This window comes from Mesorhizobium sp. M0862 (genome assembly GCF_040319795.1).
In the GTDB taxonomy this organism is placed as follows: domain Bacteria; phylum Pseudomonadota; class Alphaproteobacteria; order Rhizobiales; family Rhizobiaceae; genus Mesorhizobium.
On the sequence record NZ_JAMYOJ010000006.1, the window covers coordinates 274,281 to 289,494 of the forward strand.

Here is a 15,214-nt window from a genome sequence, read left to right on the forward strand (position 1 = left end):
CTGCAAATGGCCGATACCTGCGCTTCCGGTGCTCGCGTACCAAAAGTACGCTCTGCTCCGGTTCTCGGTATCAGCCATTTTCGACTCGGCCTGACCTGAATCTCGACACAGCGTAGCCGGCTTCGGCTGCTTAATTTAGGTGCAGCGCAACATCTCTGCTTGGAGAATGGCCAATAGATGTGTCAGGGTTCGGCTGAAGAAACGCCGATCTCCGGGGCCCCATGGCAATACTGGCAGCCGTCTACCACCTGACCCATTACAAATACGACCGGCCGGTGGTTCTCGGGCCCCAGGTCATCAGGCTGCAGCCGGCACCGCATTCCCGCACCAAGGTGCTCAGCCATTCGCTGAAGGTCGGGCCGGCGAACCACTTCGTCAATCTGCAGCAGGACCCCTACGGCAATTTCCTGGCCCGCTTCGTCTTCCCGGAACCGGTGACGGAATTGAAGATCGAGGTCGACCTCGTCGCCGACATGACGGTCTACAATCCGTTCGATTTCTTCGTCGAGCCATCGGCCGAGACCTTCCCGTTCGAGTACCCCGAAGACATCAGGGACGATCTCGCCATCTACCGCACGCCGGAGCCGGCGGGGCCGCTGCTGTCTGCTTTCCTCGCAACCATCGACCGTAGCGCCACCAACACCGTCAATTTCGTCGTCGACCTCAATGCGCGGCTGCAGCGGGAGATCGCTTATATCGTGCGGATGGAAACCGGCGTGTTCTCGCCGGAGGAAACGCTGGCCGCGAAAAAGGGATCGTGCCGGGATTCGAGCTGGCTGCTGGTGCAAATTCTCAGGAATCTCGGCCTCGCCGCGCGTTTCGTCTCAGGCTATCTGATCCAGCTGAAGCCCGATCTGGTCGCGCTCGATGGCCCAGCCGGAACCGCCGTCGACTTCACCGACCTGCACGCCTGGTGCGAGGTCTATCTGCCGGGCGCCGGCTGGATCGGCTTCGATCCGACGTCGGGCCTGCTCACCGGCGAAAGCCATGTGCCGCTGGCGGCCACGCCGCATTTCCGCAACGCCGCACCCATTTCCGGCATGGCGAGCTTCGCCAATGTCGAATTCGGCTTCGACATGCGTGTCGACCGCATCGCCGAACATCCGCGCATCACCAAGCCATTCTCGGACGAAAGCTGGCAGGCGCTGGATGCGCTGGGCAACAAGGTCGACGCCGCACTTCAAGCGGGCGACGTCAGGCTGACCATGGGCGGCGAGCCGACCTTTGTCTCCATCGACGATTTCGAGTCCGCCGAGTGGAACACCGCCGCCGTCGGCCCGACCAAGCGCGAAAAGGCCGATGCGCTGATCCGTAAATTGCGCGAACGCTTCGCGCCGGGCGGCTTCCTCCACTACGGCCAGGGCAAATGGTATCCGGGCGAAAGCCTGCCGCGCTGGACCTTTTCGCTCTATTGGCGCACCGACGGCCAGCCGGTGTGGAGCGATCCGTCGCTGATCGCACGCGAAAAGAGCGACGCAAAGGTGGGGCCGCAGCAGGCCGAGAGCTTGCTGACGGCAATCGCCGGCGAACTCGGCATCGACAAGGCGATGGTCAGCGAGGCCTATGAGGACCCGGCCGAATGGCTGCTGAAAGAAGGCAAGCTGCCCGACAATGTCGATCCGTCCAACTCCAAGCTGGAAGACCCGGAAGAGCGCAGCCGCATGGCGAAAGTGTTCGAGCGCGGGCTGACCAAGCCGTCGGGCTACGTGCTGCCGGTGCAGCGCTGGAACAGCCAGGCTTCGGACCCGCGCTGGCGCTCGGAGAAGTGGAAGACCCGGCGCGGGCGGCTGTTCCTGGTGCCGGGCGATTCCCCTGTCGGTTACCGCCTGCCGCTGGGCACGCTGCCCTATGTGCCGCCGGCGCAGTTCCCCTATATTGTGCCGGTCGATCCGTCGCTGCCGCGTGGACCGCTGCCGGCGCGGGAAGCCATACTGCCAGAACCGGCTCCGGCCGAGCTGGAAGGCGCCGACGAGATGGCACGACGCCAGCAGGCGATTTCTTTCACGGCGACGACCGGCCAGCAGGATAGGGTCGAACAGGAGATCACCGAGATCGGCGGCGCGGTGCGTACAGCACTTTCGGTCGAGCCACGCGACGGGCGGCTGTGCGTGTTCATGCCGCCGGTCGAGGCGCTGGAAGACTATCTCGAACTCGTCGCAGCCGCCGAAAACGCGGCCAAGGCGATCGGCCTTCCCGTCCATATCGAAGGCTATGGACCGCCGCACGATCCGCGCCTCAACGTCATCAGGGTGGCACCCGATCCCGGCGTCATCGAGGTCAACATCCATCCGGCTGCCAACTGGCAGGACTGCGTGGCGACGACGACGGCGATCTACGAGGAAGCACGGCAGACGCGGCTTGGCGCCGACAAGTTCATGATCGACGGCCGCCACACCGGTACCGGCGGGGGCAACCATGTCGTCGTCGGCGGCGCGACGCCCAATGACAGCCCGTTCCTGCGCCGGCCCGATCTGTTGAAGAGCCTGGTGCTGCAATGGCAGCGGCGCCCGTCGCTGTCCTATCTATTCTCCGGCCTGTTCATCGGCCCGACCAGCCAGGCGCCGCGCTTCGACGAGGCGCGGCACGATTCGCTTTACGAACTCGAGATCGCGATGGCGCAGGTGCCGCACCCGGGCCAGGGCAACCCACCGCTGCCTTGGCTGGTCGACCGACTGTTTCGCAACCTGTTGACCGATGTCACCGGCAATACGCACCGCTCGGAAATCTGCATCGACAAGCTGTTTTCGCCCGATGGCCCGACCGGCCGGCTTGGGCTTGTTGAGTTCCGCGGTTTCGAGATGCCGCCCAATGCGCGCATGTCGCTGGCGCAGCAATTGCTGGTACGCGCCATCATCGCCCGTGCGTGGAACAACCCGCTTGATGGCCGCTTCGTGCGCTGGGGCACCTCGCTCCATGACCGTTTCATGCTGCCGCATTATGTCTGGGCGGATTTCCTCGACATGCTCGACGACCTCAAGCTCAACGGTTTCGAATTCCGGCCGGAATGGTTCGATGCCCAGCTGGAGTTCCGCTTTCCGTTCTGCGGCGAAGTCCAGCATGCCGGCATCAAGCTGGAACTGCGGCAGGCGCTGGAGCCGTGGCATGTGATGGGTGAGCAAGGCGCCATCGGCGGCACCGTGCGCTTCGTCGATTCCTCGGTCGAACGGCTGCAGGTCAGGACCGAAGGCCTCAACCCGGAACGTCATGCCATTGTCTGCAATGGCCGAATCGTGCCGATGAAGGTCACCGACAATCGCGAGGTCGCGGTGGCCGGTGTGCGCTTCAAGGCCTGGCAGCCTTCGTCGGGCCTGCATCCGGCGCTGCCGGTCAACACGCCTTTGGTCTTCGACATTTACGACCGTTGGTCGGGGCGGGCGGTGGGCGGCTGCGTCTACCATGTCGCGCATCCAGGTGGGCGCAGCTACGACACGTTCCCGGTCAACGGCAATGAGGCCGAGGCGAGGCGTCTCGCCCGCTTCGAGCCGCGCGGCCATACGCCGTCGGCCTATGTGCTGCGCAATGAAGAAGCCTCTGAAGACTTCCCCATGACCCTTGACCTCAGGCGGCCAGCAAGACTCTGATCAGCGATGGCAAAGGGGAATCAGAAAAAGGTCCGCGGCAAGCCGCTGAGGCACAGTCTGCTGGAGCACTACCAGCCGATTGACGGCGTCGTCGACGAGATGGTCGATGCTTCGGGCCATCCGCGTCCGGCCTGGGCGCCCTTCATCGAGGCGCTGGAGGAGCTGGGTCCCGAAAAGCTGGGCCAGCGCTTTGCCCGCGCCGACCAGTATCTGCGCGACGCCGGCGTTTATTATCGCGTCTACGACAAGGCCGGCGCCAACGAGCGCGAATGGCCACTGGCGCATATCCCGCTGCTGATCGAAGACAAGGAATGGGCCGGGATCAGCGCCGGTCTCGTCCAGCGCGCCGAGCTTTTCGAGGAGATAGTCGCTGATATTTACGGGCCGAACCGGCTGACCGAGAAGGGAATCCTGCCGGCAGGCCTGATTGCGGCGAGCCCCGAATATTTGCGCCCCGTCGTCGGCACCATGCCGGCCAGCGGTCATTTCCTGCATTTTTGCGCCTTCGAGCTCGGCCGTGGACCGGATGGAAGCTGGTGGGTGCTGGGCGACCGCACGCAGGCGCCGTCGGGCGCCGGCTTTGCGCTGGAAAACCGAGTCGCCACGACGCGGGCTTTGTCCGACATCTATGGCGAGATGCATGTGCACCGTCTCGCCGGTTTCTTCCGTCGCTTTCGCGATGCTCTGATCGGCATGGCGAAGGAGAATGACGGCCGCGTCGCCATTCTGACGCCGGGGCCGCTCAACGAGACCTATTACGAGCACGCCTATATCGCCCGCTATCTCGGCATCATGCTGCTCGAGGGCGAGGATCTGACCGTCGCCGGCGGCAAGCTTATGGTGCGCACGGTTTCGGGGCTGATGCCGATCAGCGTGCTGTGGCGGCGGCTCGATGCCGCCTTCGCCGATCCGCTGGAACTGCGGCCAGACTCGCATATCGGCACCCCGGGGCTGGTCGAGGCGATCCGCCGCGGCACGGTTTCGACGGTCAATGCGCTGGGTTCGGGCTTGATGGAAACCCGGGCGCTGCTCGCCTTCCTGCCGAAGATTTCGCGCGCATTGCGCGGCGAAGAACTTCTGTTGCCAAGCGTCGCCACCTGGTGGTGCGGGCAAGCAACCGAACGGGCCCATGTGCTTGCCAATATCGATCGCATGGTGATCGGTCCGGCGCTGTCGACGCGGCTGGCCTTCGAGGATGACGGCCAGACCAGGCTCGGTTCGGCACTGACGCCGGAGGAACGCATCGCGCTGATCGCGCGCATCGAGAGCGATGGCAGCGGTTTCGTCGGCCAGGAAGCGGTGACGCTGTCGACGACGCCGGTCTATGTCGGCGGCTGGCTGGAACCGCGACCGGCAAGCCTGCGCGTTTATCTGGCGCGTACGCCCGATGGCTGGACGGTAATGCCGGGCGGTTTCGCCCGTGTCGGCCTTTCGCTCGACCCGACGGCCATCGCCATGCAGCGCGGCGGCCAGGCGGCCGACGTCTGGGTGGTCAGCGACCGGTCGGTCGAGCGCGAGACACTGCTGCCCCAGGAGCATGACAGCTTCGTCCGCACCATGCCGGGCAGCCTGCCCAGCCGCGCGGCGGAAAACCTGACCTGGCTCGGCCGCTATATCGAGCGCTCGGAGGATACGGTTCGCATCCTGCGCGCCTATCATGTGCGGCTGGCCGAGACGTCCGATCCTGACATGCTGCTGCTCGCCGATATAAGGGACTATCTCGAACCCTTCGGCATCGATCTCGAAGCGGCCATTCCGCCCGGATTGATCGGCACGCTGGACAGCGCCGTCTACAGCGCCGGACAGATCCGCGACCGCTTTTCGCCCGATGGCTGGCTGGCGCTGAAGGACCTGTCGAAGACCATTCATCAGTTCGCCACCACGGTGGCGACGGGTGACGACGCGACACGGGCGATGACGGTCATGCTGCGCAAGCTCGCCGGTTTCTCTGGCCTGTTGCACGAGAATATGTACCGTTTCACCGGCTGGCGTTTCCTCGAGATCGGCCGGCGGATCGAGCGCGGCATCCAGATCGCCCGTACGCTAGCCCGACTGACAAGGTCCGGTGCGCCGGACGGCTCGCTCGACATGATGCTGGAGATCGGCGACAGCGTCATGACCCACCGCCGGCAATATCCGGTGCGGGCCGGACGGCGCACGGTGATCGACCTCTTGGCGCTCGACCCACTCAACCCGCGCTCGATCCTGTTCCAGCTCGAACGGCTGAAGGCGGAGATCGGCCTGTTGCCATCGGTTGGGCCGGAGGGGCATATGTCGGTCGCGGCCAAGGAAATCCTGCAGCTCAACACGGCAATTGCCGTCATGGAGCCATCGGAGATGTCGGCGGAGGTGCTGGACGATCTCGCAACTGAGATCGGCAACCTCTATAGCAGCCTGGCTAAAGCGTATTTCGGTTAACATGCTGTACGATATCAGGCTTCATCTCAGCTACGATTATGACGCCGCGGCCGGCGGCAGCCGGCATCAGGTGCGTGTATTGCCGCCGACCATTGCCGGCGTGCAGCGCGTGATCGCGGCCTCGCTTTCGTTTGTGCCGACCCCATCTGAGCGCACGGATTTTGCCGATTTCTTCGGCAACAATGTCACCGCGATCGCCTTTCGCGACGTCCATGACGGGCTCGACATCAGAATGAGCGCGCGCGTGTCGGTGTCACGGCCGGAGCCTGGGCTCGACGTGTCGCCCGATCTGCAGCGCCTGCGGGAAGAACTCGGCGCCGTACGGTCACTGGCGCCGGATGCACCGCATCACTTTCTCGCCGCCAGCGATCATGCCGGCATCGATGCGGCGATCACCGCCTATGCCCGCGACAGCGCCGGCGGCTCGACGGTCGGCATGGCCATCGATCTGTGCAACCGCATCCACCGCGATTTCACCTATGACGGGGAAGCGACCACGGTGCGTACCGGGGCCAGCGATGCCTTCGGTTTGAAGCGGGGCGTCTGCCAGGACTTCTCCCACATCATGATCGCCGGCCTGCGCGGGCTAGGTATTCCTGCGGGTTATGTCAGCGGCTTCCTGCGCACCATTCCACCGAAAGGGAAGCCGCGGCTCGAAGGCGCCGATGCCATGCATGCCTGGGTCAAGGTGTGGTGTGGGCGCGATGCCGGCTGGCAGGAATTCGACCCGACCAATGGCATGCGGGCCAGCAACGACCACATCACCGTTGGCTATGGCCGCGACTATTCCGACGTGGCTCCGATCGTCGGCGTGCTGAAAACCACCGGCGGCCAGGTCGGCGACCAGGCCGTCGACGTCATTCCGGTCGCGCTTGAGAAGGCCTGACAGCCTCGAAGCACAGCTTCTCAACTACGGCGATGCCCGTTATGCTCGGTTGAAACTTCGGGGAGGATCGGTCGGCAGGCATGCTGATGCGGAGTTCGGTATTGACGGCAATCAGTGTCATCATCCCGGCGCACAATGCGGCGGCAACCATAGCGGCCACGCTGGCCTCGCTTCGTTCCGAAGCCGAGGTTATCGGCGAGGTGCTGCTGGTCGACGATTCCTCCTCGGACGGGACGGCAGAAGCCGCGCTGAATGCCGCCACGCAATTCTCGTTGCCGTTGCGCGTGCTCATGAGCAACTGCCGGGACGCGGGCGGCTCCCGCAATGTGGCGCTGGCGCAGGCGCAATGCTCCTGGATCTACCTGATCGACGCCGACGACTTGCATCTGGAGGGCGGGCTGCGGTCGATGCTGGTCCGGGCGGGGGCGCAGCCGGCCGCCGACATGGTGATCGGCGCCTACCGTCGGCGCACCGATGGCGAGAACCGGAACCTCAAGCTTCCAGCCGGCTACATAGAAGACGGTATAGCCAATGCCTCGGCCTATCTGGAAGGTCACATTCGCTCGATCGCCGTGGGCAGTGCGCTGGTTTCCCGGCGCGTCGTCGGCGACACGCGCTTCCCGACCGGGCTTGCCTATGACGAGGACACGCTGTTCTGGTCCAGGCTGATGGGCAGGGCGTCGCTTGCCCTGATCGTGCATCCCGTCATGATCTACCACGTTTCGGCAGTGCGTTCCGATGATCGCTTCATCACCAGGCCGGTGCGCCGCTTTCTCGACTGGCGGCTGGCGCTGCGCGAGCTGACTGACTGTGGCATCCCACTGTCGTCGCTAAAGACCAGGGAGGGGCTGGTCGCCCTCAAGATCGCCCGGGTTCACTATGCGCGCGGCGATCTGGAGACGGCGGCGCGGTTCCTGAGGATCGCGGCGGCGGCGCCGAAGGTGCGGTCGAACACCTGGCGTTGCAGGCGCTACCAGCTGAAGCTGGCGCTGCGGGCGCTGGTTTTCCTCTCCGCGCGTCCAGTTGCAACGTGCCTGAATCAGCCCCGCCGCAGCTTGCCGTCATTGTCATCGGCTATCGCGCGCCGGCTCAAATCGTCGAGGCGGTGACATCCCTGCTGGATCAGGATGAGCCGCTCGAGATCATAGTGGTCAACTCGGGCGGAGGCGAGGTCCTGGCGCTGCTGACCGGCGCCGGGGTCAAGGTGCCAGTGATCGAGGTCGGTCGAAGGCTGTTTGTAGGCGCAGCCCGCAATCTCGGCATTGCGGCCACCAAAGCGCCTTTCGTTGCCTTTCTTGCCGATGATTGCCTCGCCTGTTCGGGCTGGGCCGAGGCACGGATGCAGCGGCATCTGGCTGGCGACCGCGCCGTGGCGAGCGCGATGGTGAATAGCCATCCGCGCAATCTGATCGCCTGTGCGGCTCATCTGATCATGTTCATGCGACGGCTTCCCGGTCTGCCGTCGGGTCGTGCGCTGCGTTACGGCGTGTCGTTCGATCGGCGGCTGTTCGATGAATTTGGCTTGTTCGATGAAACCATGCCTGCTGCCGAAGACACCGAATTTCTGGGGCGGCTGCCGCAGGAACTGCAGCCGGTCTGGGAGCCTAAGGTGCAAACCGTTCATCGCAACGAAACCCGGCTGTCCAGATTGCTTGCCGATCAGTACAGGCGCGGCTGTCGCCGCGGCGATTACCTCGCAGCGTCCGCCCTGAACACTCCGTTTCGGTGTTTTCGCGACACGTTTCGCGATCGGCGGAATGCCCGCAAGCTGGCGAAGATCGGGCTTTCCGATCGGGATCGAACTTTCGCGATGATGTCGATGCCAATTGTCTGGCTTGCCCTGCTGGTCAAATCCGTGGGTGTCTATATTGGCGTGCGAAATCGCGTGAAAGCGGCAACAAGAAAATGATAACGAGCCAAATCAAGCCTCGACGCTGGCGACGGAGCCGACTGTTCTGGACGCGCCAGAGAACGGTCGCAGTTTTCAGCTATCGTTATGACGCGCATCTGGTTGCCGATCTGATCACCAATATCGATCCGGTCGTTGACGGCTGGATTGCCTATGACGATCGCGGGGCGACCGGCGTGTTCAGCAGCGAGCCGCAGCGGCGGCGGATCTTGCTCGACGCAGCGCATGAAGCTGCCGCCGACTGGATCCTCGCTATTGATCCCGATGAGCGGCTGGAACGCGGTACCGCGGAGCGGATCGGACAGCTGACGGGGGATTACAGGCGCATGGTCTGGGGGTTCCGGCTCCGCGAATTGTATTCGCCGACCGAGTACCGGGTCGACGGGCTGTGGGCCGAAAAGTTCCAGTATCGTCTGTTCAGAGCCTACGATCCGGCGAAGTACCGACCAGAGGACCTGCATGGGCTCTGGTATCCTCCCGATCTTGGTTTCAAGGCCCGCAACAGCGGGCTCAACCTCTATCATTTGAAAATGATGGAGCCGAAGCGGCGGATCGCCCGCCGCAATCTCTACCACCACCTTGATCCAAAGGGGCTCCTCCAGGATGTGGGCTATGACTACCTTGCCGATGAGGCAGGGGCCGTGTTCGAACAGATTCCGCCCGGGCGCGACTACCATCCGCCTCACGTCGACGATGGCGGCCTCTGGATGGCCGTGCCGGCTGATGCCACCATTGGTGGACCCGACCACATTCCATAGCAACGCGGTGGAACCAGCAGTCGGCCTGGCGCTTATCTACGAGAAAAATCTCGTGGAGCGGGCATGCTGGACAAATCTGGGACGCCATCCGGCCGGTCGGCGGCCGGACAGGGGGACGATGGGGCGCCGAAGAACGGCGCGCAGACCGCTGCCGAACAGGCCTCGCTCACCTATATCAGCGACAGCGAGCCGGGGATCCGGCGCCTGAAGGCGGGCGAAGGCTTTTCCTACAAGGGCGCGAAAGGACAGGCCGTCGGCGCGGCAGCCATTGCCCGCATCAAGGCGCTGGCCATTCCGCCGGCATGGACGGATGTGTGGATCTCGCCCGATCCCGCCGGCCACATCCAGGCGACCGGCCGCGACCAGCGCGGGCGCAAACAGTACCGCTACCATCCGCTGTGGGCCGCCGAGCGCGACGGCGCCAAATACTCCAGCCTTGTCGCCTTTGCCGAAAGCCTGCCGGAGTTGCGCCGCCGGATCGATGCCGATCTGCGCCGCCGCGGCCTGCCGGCCGAGCGCGTCGTGGCGGCAATTGTCTGGCTGCTCGACAACACGATGATCCGGGTCGGCAATGCCGCCTATGCCCGCGACAACAAGAGCTTTGGGCTGACGACGCTGCGCGACCGCCACGTCGACATCAAGGGATCCAGCCTGCGCTTTGCCTTCAAGGGCAAGTCCGGCAAGGAATGGAAGTTGAAGCTGGTCGACCGCCGCATCGCCCGGGTCGTGCGCGGCGCGCAGGATATTCCGGGGCAGCAACTGTTCCAATATCTCGACGAGGACGGCGAGAGGCATGGAGTGCGTTCCGACGATGTCAACCGCTATATCCGCGACGCGATCGGCGCCAATTTCAGCTCCAAGCATTTCCGCACCTGGGGCGGCACCATCCATGCCGCGTCGCTGTTTGCGCGGACGGAGCTTCCCGAAAGCCAGGCGCAGACCAAGCGTGTGATGAACGCGGTCATCGACAAGGTGGCCGAGCGGCTCGGCAACACACGCGCCGTCTGCCGCAAATGCTACATCCATCCACAGGTTTTCGAAGCCTGGGTGGAAGGGCGGCTGCTTAGCGAAATGACCGAGGCCAACAAGCGCAAGCGAGCGATCGACGGTCTCGATGATGAAGAGGCTCTTGTGCTGAGATGGTTGAAGGCAAGCGAAGGCTGACAAAAATGGCGTAACTTTTTTGTCGACGCCATGTCGGCACAGGCCCTACTGTTTCGTCCTTTGAGACAGAAAAGGACGTCCCATGCTCTACGCTATCCTCTGCTATGCCTCCGAAGATGTCGTCTCCTCCTGGAGCAAGGCACAGGATGACGAGGTCATGGCAAAGCTCATGCATGTGCAGGAAAAATATGCTCAAGCCGGCCGGCTTGGGCCGGTGGCGCGGCTTTTGCCCACCACCGCCGCGACGACGCTGCGCAAGGTCAAGGGCGAATCGGTCGTCATCGACGGCCCGTTTGCCGAGACCAAGGAACAGTTCCTCGGCTTCTATACGCTGGAATGCGCCGATCTCGACGAAGCCGTCGACTTCGCGCGCGAGCTTTCCGAGGTCAATCCCAGCGGCGGATCCTATGAGATCCGACCGGTTTCCGTCTTCAACCCAACCAGAGTAGCCACATGACAGACCTCGCCTGGATAAGCTCGGCGATCAGCGCTGCCCGCCCGCAGGCTATGGGTGCGCTGCTGCGCTATTTCCGCAATCTCGATACGGCGGAGGAAGCTTTCCAGGACGCGTGCCTGAGGGCACTCAAGAACTGGCCGCAGAACGGGCCGCCGCGCGATCCTGCGGCCTGGCTAATCTTTGTCGGCCGCAACACCGGCATCGACGCGGTGCGCAAGCGCGCCAAGCAGGCGCCGATGCCGGAAGAGGACCAGATCTCGGACCTCGAAGATGCCGAGAGCGATATCGCCGAACGGCTGGACGGCGCACACTACCGCGACGACATATTGCGGCTCTTGTTCATCTGCTGCCATCCGGATCTGCCGCCTACGCAGCAGATCGCGGTGGCGTTGCGCATCGTCTCCGGTCTCACCGTCAAACAGATCGCGCGTGCGTTCCTGGTCGGCGAAAGCGCCATGGAACAGCGCATCACGCGCGCCAAGGCGCGCATTGCAGATGCCGGCGTGCCGTTCGAGACGCCCGGCGCGGTCGAGCGCTCGGAGCGGCTCGCCGCCGTCGCCGCCATGGTCTATCTGATCTTCAACGAAGGTTATTCCACCAACAGCGGCGAGGCGCCGGCGCGTGCGCCGCTTTGCGAGGAAGCGATCCGGCTGGCTCGCCTGTTGCTGCGGCTGTTCCAGACCGAGCCGGAGATCATGGGCCTGACGGCATTGCTTTTGCTGCAGCATGCGCGCGCGCCGGCCCGCTTCGACGAGAATGGCGAGATCGTGCTGCTCGACGACCAGGACCGCTCGCTGTGGAGCCGCAAGATGATCGACGAAGGCCTGGCGCTGGTCGACAAGGCCCTGCGCCACCAGAAGCCCGGACCCTACCAGGTGCAGGCGGCGATCGCCGCCCTTCATGCGCGGGCGGCAACCCCCGAGGAGACCGACTGGACAGAGATCGACCTGCTCTACAGCCTGCTGGAGGCGATGCAACCTTCGCCGGTGGTGACGCTGAACCGTGCCGTTGCGGTCGCCAAGGTGCGCGGGCCGGAAGCTGCCCTTGCCATGATCGAGCCGCTAGGCGAGAGGCTGTCCGGCTATTTCCACTTCTTCGGCCTCAAGGGCGGTCTGTTGATGCAGCTCGGCCGTGGCGAAGAGGCGCGTGTCGCCTTCGATCGCGCCATTGCGTTGGCCAACACGGCAGCGGAAGCCGCCCATATCCGCATGCATATCGACCGGCTGATGCGAGACGGAGCCGTGAAGGCGCCGGCGAAGACAGCGCACTAAGCCTGTTTCTCCTCTGGCTCAATCGTGCAATCCCGGCTTGGCCCATGCCGGGGTGGCGATTTTCCCCTGAACCGAGTAATGGCACGCCATGACAGCGCCTGCGGCATGCGGGCGATAATGGCGCCAAGGCTCGACCGCCGCCCTATGATGGCGAGCGGATCTGAAAGGGATGAAAATGACGATAGCGAAGGAAACGGCCGAACTTCTGGCGAAACTGGGTGTGGCCAAGGACGCGCTGACCGGCGGCGACCTCGTCGTGCGCAGTCCGGTGACGGGTGAACAGATCGCGGCGCTGAAGACGATTTCGCCGGCCGATGCGGCCAAGACCATCGATGCCGCGCACACGGCGTTCCAGGTTTGGCGGATGGTGCCGGGTCCCCGGCGCGGCGAACTGGTGCGGCTGCTCGGCGAGGAGTTGCGCGCGCACAAAACCGAGCTTGGCCGGCTGGTGTCGGTCGAGGTCGGCAAGATCCCGTCGGAAGGCCTCGGCGAAGTCCAGGAAATGATCGACATCTGCGATTTCGCCGTCGGCCTTTCCCGCCAGCTCTACGGTCTGACTATCGCCACCGAGCGTCCGGGACATCGCATGATGGAGACCTGGCATCCGCTCGGCGTCGTCGGCGTCATTTCGGCCTTCAACTTCCCGGTCGCGGTGTGGTCGTGGAACGCGGCGCTGGCGCTGGTCTGCGGCGATGCCGTGGTGTGGAAGCCCTCGGAAAAGACGCCGCTGACGGCGCTCGCCTGCGAGGCGATTTTTGCCGGCGCGGTCAAGCGCTTCGGCGCGGATGCGCCGCAGGGCCTGGCACCGGTGCTGATTGGCGACCGCTCCGTCGGCGAGATCCTGGTCGACCACCCGAAGGTGGCGCTGGTTTCTGCCACCGGCTCGACCCGCATGGGCCGGGATGTCGGCCCGCGGCTGGCCAAGCGCTTTGCCCGCGCCGTGCTCGAGCTCGGCGGCAACAATGCCGGCATCGTCTGCCCGACCGCCGATCTCGACATGGCGCTGCGCGCCATCGCCTTTGGCGCCATGGGCACCGCGGGCCAGCGCTGCACGACGCTGCGGCGCCTGTTCGTGCATGACAGCGTCTATGACGCGCTGCTGCCGCGGCTGAAGAAGGCCTATGAGAGCGTCTCGGTGGGCAATCCGCTGGAGACGTCTTCGCTCGTCGGGCCGCTGATCGACAAGGCGGCGTTCGACGCCATGCAGAAGGCGCTCAAGGAAGCCACCGCTCACGGTGGCAAGCTGACCGGCGGTTCGCGGGTCGAGAATGGCCATCCCGATGCTTATTACGTGCATCCGGCGCTGGTCGAAATGCCGAAGCAGGTGGCTCCCGTCACCGAAGAAACCTTCGCGCCGATCCTCTATGTGATGAAGTACTCCGATTTCGATGCCGTGCTCGACGAGCACAATGCGGTCGGCGCCGGACTGTCGTCGTCGATCTTCACCCGCGATCTGCAGGAATCCGAGCGCTTCCTCGGCGTCGATGGTTCGGATTGCGGCATCGCCAACGTCAACATCGGCACGTCGGGCGCCGAGATCGGCGGCGCGTTCGGCGGCGAGAAGGAAACCGGCGGCGGCCGCGAGAGCGGCTCCGATGCCTGGAAGGCCTATATGCGCCGCGCCACCAACACGGTGAACTATTCCAAGGCGCTGCCGCTGGCGCAGGGCGTTTCATTCGACATCGATTGAGATGCTGCGCCCGGCTTTTGACCAGTTGATCCACCCGAACCCGTCGGGCGGATCGCTGCCGCTCGCGCGGATCGTTCCGCTTTCAGGCTTCGCCCCCGCTGTCCAGATGTCCGTATCCCGACGGCGGAAAGGCCACCTCGGCCATGCGCCCGGACGGGTCCTCGCGGTCGGCACGATCGGCTGCGCAACAGCGTCTGCGCCGAACGTTCAGCCAGCGTGCGGCGACGCCGGTCGGCAGGCCTCGAACGCGGCATCGATGACGGCAAGCTTGGCGGCCTGCACGGTCATGTATTCCTGGTAGAAGCTGTTCGAGACCCACATTACGGAATGCCCGCGCCGGCCCAGCCAGCCGACGCTGCCGAGCTTTTCGGCGTCGCGCAATTTGCGCGCAAGATGGGTGCGCGAGAGTTTTAGCCAACTGGCGAATTCACCGATCGAAACCACGCTGGTCGGGATCCGGTCGAGGGCGGCATTGTCGGGATCGATGCCGGACATCAGCCAATCCATGACGATGCCGCCATTGTTGAGCCAGATGAACAGCGAAAACGTCTGCTTGGGCTCACGCACAGGGTTGGAGGAGAGCAGGCCTTCCGCCACCAGCGGCTGCAGCCTGGCAATCATGCCGTGCTGCTCGAGAAAAGCGGCGAGGCGGTTGCCGCTGTCGAGACCGTCGAGCGTGCGCAGATGCGCAACCACCCAGCCGTCGAATTCCTTCAGCGTCGCTGCCGTCACCTGAAAGGGATGGGCTCGTCCATCACCGGTGTGCGGCAGGTATTCGATGATGTGATAGTACAGCATCTCCTTGATGAAGGCTTCGGCCGTGTTGCGGCTGGCGACGGAATAGTGAAGCACGGCATCGATGAAGCGGGCCAGTGTCAGTTCCGTGCGGGGATCGCGCGGGTCGCGGGCGAAATGCAGGGCTAGGCCGGTGTGAGCCAGCAGCCAGCGCTGTTGCGTGGCGAACACGGCGGCCAGGCGTGGGCTCGTTTCATAGATATGCAGCAGCGCCTTCGACTGCGCCTCGACATGACGGTGCAGCGCCGGATGGCCGGCAATATATTCGAAATTCAGCGCCATCCT

At 64.4% G+C, this 15,214-nt stretch carries 11 protein-coding genes; 10 read left to right on the forward strand and 1 reads right to left on the reverse strand.

Annotation, left to right across the window (positions count from 1 at the left end; genetic code table 11):
• Nucleotides 1-221: 221 nt before the first annotated feature.
• The 10 genes from NKI15_RS12155 (at nucleotide 222) to amaB (ending at nucleotide 14,134) form a co-directional block, all read left to right on the forward strand.
• Nucleotides 222-3,581: a transglutaminase family protein gene (locus NKI15_RS12155; RefSeq protein ID WP_023747176.1), complete on the forward strand. Its 3,360-nt coding sequence runs from the start codon at nucleotides 222-224 to the stop codon at nucleotides 3,579-3,581.
• Between the two features lie 6 nt (nucleotides 3,582-3,587).
• Complete coding sequence (locus NKI15_RS12160; RefSeq protein ID WP_352513978.1) at nucleotides 3,588-5,999, forward strand: circularly permuted type 2 ATP-grasp protein; 2,412 nt, start codon at nucleotides 3,588-3,590, stop codon at nucleotides 5,997-5,999.
• 1 nt (nucleotide 6,000) lies between these two features.
• Nucleotides 6,001-6,885, forward strand: a complete 885-nt coding sequence (locus NKI15_RS12165) for a transglutaminase family protein (protein WP_352513977.1) — start codon at nucleotides 6,001-6,003, stop codon at nucleotides 6,883-6,885.
• 101 nt (nucleotides 6,886-6,986) lie between these two features.
• Nucleotides 6,987-7,994 carry a glycosyltransferase family 2 protein gene (locus NKI15_RS12170; RefSeq protein WP_352886123.1) on the forward strand — a complete coding sequence of 336 codons (1,008 nt, stop codon included), beginning with the start codon at nucleotides 6,987-6,989 and terminating at the stop codon, nucleotides 7,992-7,994.
• Nucleotides 7,991-8,794: a glycosyltransferase family 2 protein gene (locus tag NKI15_RS12175; RefSeq protein ID WP_352886125.1), complete on the forward strand. Its 804-nt coding sequence runs from the start codon at nucleotides 7,991-7,993 to the stop codon at nucleotides 8,792-8,794. Before NKI15_RS12170 ends, NKI15_RS12175 begins: the two co-directional genes overlap by 4 nt.
• Complete coding sequence (locus tag NKI15_RS12180; RefSeq protein WP_352513975.1) at nucleotides 8,791-9,552, forward strand: hypothetical protein; 762 nt, start codon at nucleotides 8,791-8,793, stop codon at nucleotides 9,550-9,552. The genes NKI15_RS12175 and NKI15_RS12180 overlap by 4 nt, the downstream gene beginning before the upstream one ends.
• Nucleotides 9,553-9,615: 63 nt before the next feature.
• Entirely contained in the window at nucleotides 9,616-10,716 is a 1,101-nt protein-coding gene (locus NKI15_RS12185; RefSeq protein ID WP_023686314.1) for a DNA topoisomerase IB, read from the forward strand.
• 82 nt (nucleotides 10,717-10,798) lie between these two features.
• The gene (locus NKI15_RS12190; RefSeq protein WP_023671781.1) at nucleotides 10,799-11,173 is read left to right on the forward strand and encodes a YciI family protein; all 375 of its coding nucleotides are present in this window, start codon (nucleotides 10,799-10,801) and stop codon (nucleotides 11,171-11,173) included.
• Complete coding sequence (locus tag NKI15_RS12195; RefSeq protein WP_023707663.1) at nucleotides 11,170-12,444, forward strand: RNA polymerase sigma factor; 1,275 nt, start codon at nucleotides 11,170-11,172, stop codon at nucleotides 12,442-12,444. The genes NKI15_RS12190 and NKI15_RS12195 overlap by 4 nt, the downstream gene beginning before the upstream one ends.
• Nucleotides 12,445-12,619: 175 nt before the next feature.
• Nucleotides 12,620-14,134, forward strand: coding sequence for an L-piperidine-6-carboxylate dehydrogenase (gene amaB / locus NKI15_RS12200; RefSeq protein WP_023735004.1), 1,515 nt, complete (start codon nucleotides 12,620-12,622; stop codon nucleotides 14,132-14,134).
• A gap of 207 nt (nucleotides 14,135-14,341) precedes the next feature.
• On the opposite strand, the gene NKI15_RS12205 is transcribed toward amaB, so the two are convergent.
• Nucleotides 14,342-15,211 (reverse strand): hypothetical protein, encoded by an 870-nt coding sequence (locus tag NKI15_RS12205; RefSeq protein ID WP_352513974.1) that lies wholly within the window; start codon nucleotides 15,209-15,211, stop codon nucleotides 14,342-14,344.
• Nucleotides 15,212-15,214 lie beyond the last annotated feature (3 nt).

Excerpts from the sequence above, each read along its gene's own strand:
- NKI15_RS12155 (WP_023747176.1), top strand. The coding sequence starts at position 222 with ATGGCAATACTGGCAGCCGTCTACCACCTGACCCATTACAAATACGAC.
- NKI15_RS12160 (WP_352513978.1), top strand. The coding sequence starts at position 3,588 with ATGGCAAAGGGGAATCAGAAAAAGGTCCGCGGCAAGCCGCTGAGGCAC.
- NKI15_RS12165 (WP_352513977.1), top strand. The coding sequence starts at position 6,001 with ATGCTGTACGATATCAGGCTTCATCTCAGCTACGATTATGACGCCGCG.
- NKI15_RS12180 (WP_352513975.1), top strand. The coding sequence starts at position 8,791 with ATGATAACGAGCCAAATCAAGCCTCGACGCTGGCGACGGAGCCGACTG.
- NKI15_RS12185 (WP_023686314.1), top strand. The coding sequence starts at position 9,616 with ATGCTGGACAAATCTGGGACGCCATCCGGCCGGTCGGCGGCCGGACAG.
- NKI15_RS12190 (WP_023671781.1), top strand. The coding sequence starts at position 10,799 with ATGCTCTACGCTATCCTCTGCTATGCCTCCGAAGATGTCGTCTCCTCC.
- NKI15_RS12195 (WP_023707663.1), top strand. The coding sequence starts at position 11,170 with ATGACAGACCTCGCCTGGATAAGCTCGGCGATCAGCGCTGCCCGCCCG.
- amaB (WP_023735004.1), top strand. The coding sequence starts at position 12,620 with ATGACGATAGCGAAGGAAACGGCCGAACTTCTGGCGAAACTGGGTGTG.
- NKI15_RS12205 (WP_352513974.1), bottom strand. The coding sequence starts at position 15,211 with ATGGCGCTGAATTTCGAATATATTGCCGGCCATCCGGCGCTGCACCGT.